General features: G+C 45.3%; 8 protein-coding genes. All 8 read left to right on the forward strand.

Going from position 1 to position 4138, the window contains the following annotated elements; translation table 11 throughout:
• Positions 1-66: 66 nt before the first annotated feature.
• Complete coding sequence (locus tag G367_RS0100035; protein ID WP_020411048.1) at positions 67-369, forward strand: head-tail joining protein; 303 nt, start codon at positions 67-69, stop codon at positions 367-369.
• A gap of 46 nt (positions 370-415) precedes the next feature.
• Positions 416-1540: an endonuclease/exonuclease/phosphatase family protein gene (locus tag G367_RS0100040; RefSeq protein WP_157533261.1), complete on the forward strand. Its 1125-nt coding sequence runs from the start codon at positions 416-418 to the stop codon at positions 1538-1540.
• A gap of 62 nt (positions 1541-1602) precedes the next feature.
• The gene (locus G367_RS0100045) at positions 1603-1968 is read left to right on the forward strand and encodes a hypothetical protein (protein ID WP_157533262.1); all 366 of its coding nucleotides are present in this window, start codon (positions 1603-1605) and stop codon (positions 1966-1968) included.
• 148 nt (positions 1969-2116) lie between these two features.
• A complete protein-coding gene (locus tag G367_RS0100050; protein WP_020411051.1) occupies positions 2117-2524 on the forward strand; it encodes a phage tail terminator protein in 408 nt (135 codons plus the stop codon).
• Positions 2525-2550: 26 nt separating this feature from the next.
• Positions 2551-2964 (forward strand): phage tail tube protein, encoded by a 414-nt coding sequence (locus tag G367_RS22650; RefSeq protein ID WP_020411052.1) that lies wholly within the window; start codon positions 2551-2553, stop codon positions 2962-2964.
• 2 nt (positions 2965-2966) lie between these two features.
• Positions 2967-3392 (forward strand): phage minor tail protein domain-containing protein, encoded by a 426-nt coding sequence (locus G367_RS0100060; RefSeq protein ID WP_020411053.1) that lies wholly within the window; start codon positions 2967-2969, stop codon positions 3390-3392.
• Positions 3392-3658, forward strand: a complete 267-nt coding sequence (locus G367_RS0100065) for a phage tail assembly protein T (RefSeq protein WP_020411054.1) — start codon at positions 3392-3394, stop codon at positions 3656-3658. Before G367_RS0100060 ends, G367_RS0100065 begins: the two co-directional genes overlap by 1 nt.
• A 3-nt stretch (positions 3659-3661) precedes the next feature.
• Positions 3662-4138, forward strand: a 477-nt coding sequence (locus tag G367_RS0100070) for a hypothetical protein (RefSeq protein ID WP_026304855.1), incomplete at its 3' end; no start/stop codon positions are given.

The following is a 4138-nucleotide window of genomic DNA, read 5'->3' on the forward strand; positions in this document are numbered from 1 at the left end:
ATAGCATTACTAGCTTAGCGGTCAAGTTTACCGGTGTTCCGGGCACTGTGAAGGCCTAGGTGATCCATGGATCTGGACCAAAGAGCCGCGGAGCGTGCGTTTCGTAAATGGGGCAAGCCCGCTACCTATACAGAGGGTAGCGGTGCTGAACCTATTGATTGCCGGGTGATTAAAGATCAAGAGATCGACGAGTTCGAAGATGATGAGCGAGTGCGGGTACCGCGTATCGAGTTGAGTCTGCTGGTGAGCGAAGTAGGGGCTTACAGTTCTGAGGCGGTGATTACCCTTGGAGGTTTGGAGTTTCTGGTGCGCAAGCGGCTGTCGGATGATGGGGTTGTTTGGCGAGCGTTGGTTGAAGTAATGGCTTAAAAATCGGCGAATTGTCAATTATTTGTTTTTCTAGTTTTATTTAAATATGATTCCAAATCTATCGAAAAATTGTGGTGAGTTTGGCAATAGCATTGTTCATGGCTCAAATTTATTTTTAGAAGGGTATCGGGTAGGGGATATGTTTAATTTTAAAGCAAATGTAGCAGTGCTGTTGTTGCTTATTTTTATTTCACCAGCATCACTATCGTTCGAGTTTACTATTGTTACACACAATATCTGGAATTCATTAGCAACAAGCTATGATGTTACGACTAAAAAGGAAAATACCCCGCTAAACTGTAGTGAAAGTGAAAGTTCTAAGAATGAATTTGATGCACGGTTTGAGGCTTATTTAGCTCAATTGGATGAGATAGTAGATAGAGAAAAACCATTCATTATTGGCTTTCAAGAGGCTATGAATAGGACTAAATATGTCTGTGATAAGCCTTTTATTCAAGAGGTAGATGAATATTTTTCTCCCAATGTGGTAAATCGTTTTTATGGTTTGGTTTCCAAAAGTTATTATGGTGATAAAAATGGAGGGTTTAGCGCCCGAACTGGGCCTAGTGGTATTGTTGGTATTTACAAAGGTGAGGCTGTAGTCACTAATGTTAAAATTGAAGATGAAAACTACTTAGGGCTTACAGGTACAGAGGGCACAGATACAGGAGCTATAGCTCTATTTCAGGATTTTGGTGATGGAAAAAATATCTGGTTCGTCACAACGCACTTTGTTTGGGCTGATGGTGATGTTCAGAAAAGTCTAATAGATGCGAGGGATATGATTCGGCAGTTTAAGGCTAAATTTATAGAGAAACCAGCACCAGTTATATTTGTTGGTGATTTCAATATAGATTACCAGATAAATGACCAATATAATGAACTCATCGAGGCATTTGAAAAAGAGTTCCCTGGGGTCGTGGATATAACTCAACACATTGCGAATACTAAACACAACGCTTCAAAAAATAGCCCTGAGAAGATAGATTACATATTTTACTATTCACCTGAGGGAAAGATTAAGCCGAAAGTAGATCAAGTGGTTATTGGGGAGGAATTTTTATCCACGTTCAATGTGCCAGCTGCATACACTGAAGAAGCAATTTGTGTGATGGAGAAATGTACACCTGATCACAAAATGATCTGGGCAAAGTTTGAATGGATAGATTGAAAGTGTTAATTAAGTTTCATGTTGTTATCAATTTATAAGTATTTAATGGAGTTTAAAACTAAATGAAGAAATTTATGTTAGGTGTCGTAGTCTACATGATGACAATGACAGTTTGGGCTGCCGGTTCTGGACTGGTTGGACCTGCGACAATTAAAACTATGTATGTAAATGGGGGCTGGACACAAGTTAGAGCTCCAGAACTTGACGCCTCAAATAACCCTGGTGAAGAAGCTGCCTATAATCCAAGTGGGTGTGAAAAAACTTACTATTTTGCTATTCACCCATCAGATGATAATTACGCAGCAATTCATTCAACTTTATTGTCCGCGCAAATGGCGGGAAAAAAAGTTAGCTTTTGGTTAGATGGCTGCGGTGGACAAGATGGAGCCTACCCGTATATACGTAGTGTTTGGCTATTCACCGATTAGTCAATAAATTTACATTTTGATTGCAGAGATTCATTAAAGTATAGGTAGCCATCACGAGCTTCCTAGTGCGAGTGGGCTCTGCCGTATTGTAAATATGAAAACCCGCAACAGCGGGTTTTTTTATGCACAAAATTCCAGGAGCCCCCCAATGACCCAACGTATTGCAATACGTGATGCCGTACAGAAAGAAATAGAGAACCTAAGCGGCTATTCCTTCCCTCCTCCTGGCACCACAGAAGAAATAGATTCAAAAAAGCTACCAGCCATTGTGGTGGGTTTTGCAACCGAAAATACTGACCACGAAATGTATGGCGGCACCAGTAGGCAACTGGATATGACGGTTGCTGCGGTAGTGAAAACTAGCGGCGATGTATATGCCGCGTTAGACCAGGCAGCGGCAGATATTGAAAGCGTCTTGCAGGATGCTTCTCTGGAGGACGCCTGTGATTTGTTCCTGCTCAGCCAAACCGAGTTTGCGCTGGACCAGGATCACCCATTAGGTGAAGTGCGCCTGACGTATAGCGCTAAGTATTCCACTGAACCCACAGATTTTTAACGAAACAACCCGATGAGGTTATGACTATGGCACAAGGTTATAAAACTAAGTTTTATCGCAGTGATGATGGCACTTCCTATTCTCAAGTGGCGGGCATGTTGGATCTTGAGCCTGGTGAAGAGTCTCGCGGTTCGGTTGATATGACTCCCATTGATGGCACCAGTGGTTATATGGACTATGACCCTTCGGGCTTGCGTGATCCCGGTGAGTTCTCTATTACCTTGATCTGGAAAGAGAACGATAGTGGCCAACAGTCTCTGCGTTCGGATTACGACTCCGATATCAACAAGCACTACAAGGTCGAATACCCTGAGGGTACTACCGTCGAGTTTCTTGGACATATTACCGGCTGGGGTAAGGCGGTACCCAAGGATGACAAGATCACTCGCACGGTTAAATTCAAGATCTCTGGTAAGCCCTCGGTAACAGCAGGTAGCTAGCCATGAATTTAGTTCCAGCCCTTATTTTAAAGTCTCAAATAGTGCCTTTCGGCGAGCAAGAAGTAGAGCTATTTGAGCTGAGTGCTTACCACCGATGTGAATACCTGCAGAAAACTACCGAGGATATCCCCTTACCGCAAGGTGATGATGTACCAAAAACTGAACTGGAATCCTTTGGCCAGCTCTGGGCATTCCGTGCCGGGGAGGTAAGCAATAAATTGTTGCTAATTGCCTACTCGATTTGGATGAAGCCGGACTGTCAGGAATCCGTGGAGCAGATTCATCAGGGACTTATCCGCAGTATCACTCCTGAATTGATCGATGTGCTCTATGTGCCTGCTGCTAAGCTATCCGGTCTTTTTGTAGAGATACCCGATGAGGGTGAAGGTAGCGATACGGAAGGTGAGGATAACGAAAAAAAAGGCTAGTGCCGGGTTTCTATTTCGCCCGGCAGCTCGCACGGGATTTTAACCGTCCCGACTATTTCAATATGTTGCGCTCCATGAGTTCTACCGAGTTTGATCACTGGTATGAATATCACTCTGAGCGTCCCCTAAATACCGAAGTCCAGCAGTGGCAACTCGCCCACATTGCCGCCGGCACACTGGGTGGCAAAGTCTCTAACTTCCTACCTCAGCAGCACAAGCCAAAAACCGTGCAGCAACAAATCGCAATCTGGAACTCCATGAGCTGAGCAATGGCAAAACAAACTTCCATGGCCACCATGGTGGCGAATCTGGAGCTGCGCTCCACTCAATATAAGCGGGAGATGGCCCAAGCAGCCGCACGCAATAAACAGCTCACCCGCGAAATGAAATCCACCAGTTCAGCGGGCACTATGTTTGGCCGCTCAATGCGTGGTGCTGCTCAAGGGGTTGCAGCTATTGATGGTCCCTTGGGTGGTGTATCTGGTCGAGTCGGTGCCCTGAATGGACTGCTGACAAATGGTGCAGCCAGCTGGGCGCTATTTGGGGCAGGGATTGCCGGTGTGACTGCGGTGTTTTATCAGAGCATACGCGCCGGTGAGGAGATGGAACGGCAGCAGCTTAAGATTGAGGCGTTGCTAAAAGCTACTGGCAGTGCCAGTGGTCGCACTGCACAACAGCTGGATGACCAGGCGCGCTCAGTGGCCCGCGCTACCCTGGCGAGCGTTACTGGTATCAGGGAAGCCCAA

Source organism: Microbulbifer variabilis ATCC 700307 (assembly GCF_000380565.1).
Lineage (GTDB): Bacteria > Pseudomonadota > Gammaproteobacteria > Pseudomonadales > Cellvibrionaceae > Microbulbifer > Microbulbifer variabilis.

Excerpts from the sequence above, each read along its gene's own strand:
- G367_RS0100035 (WP_020411048.1), top strand. The coding sequence starts at position 67 with ATGGATCTGGACCAAAGAGCCGCGGAGCGTGCGTTTCGTAAATGGGGC.
- G367_RS0100040 (WP_157533261.1), top strand. The coding sequence starts at position 416 with ATGATTCCAAATCTATCGAAAAATTGTGGTGAGTTTGGCAATAGCATT.
- G367_RS0100045 (WP_157533262.1), top strand. The coding sequence starts at position 1,603 with ATGAAGAAATTTATGTTAGGTGTCGTAGTCTACATGATGACAATGACA.
- G367_RS0100050 (WP_020411051.1), top strand. The coding sequence starts at position 2,117 with ATGACCCAACGTATTGCAATACGTGATGCCGTACAGAAAGAAATAGAG.
- G367_RS22650 (WP_020411052.1), top strand. The coding sequence starts at position 2,551 with ATGGCACAAGGTTATAAAACTAAGTTTTATCGCAGTGATGATGGCACT.
- G367_RS0100060 (WP_020411053.1), top strand. The coding sequence starts at position 2,967 with ATGAATTTAGTTCCAGCCCTTATTTTAAAGTCTCAAATAGTGCCTTTC.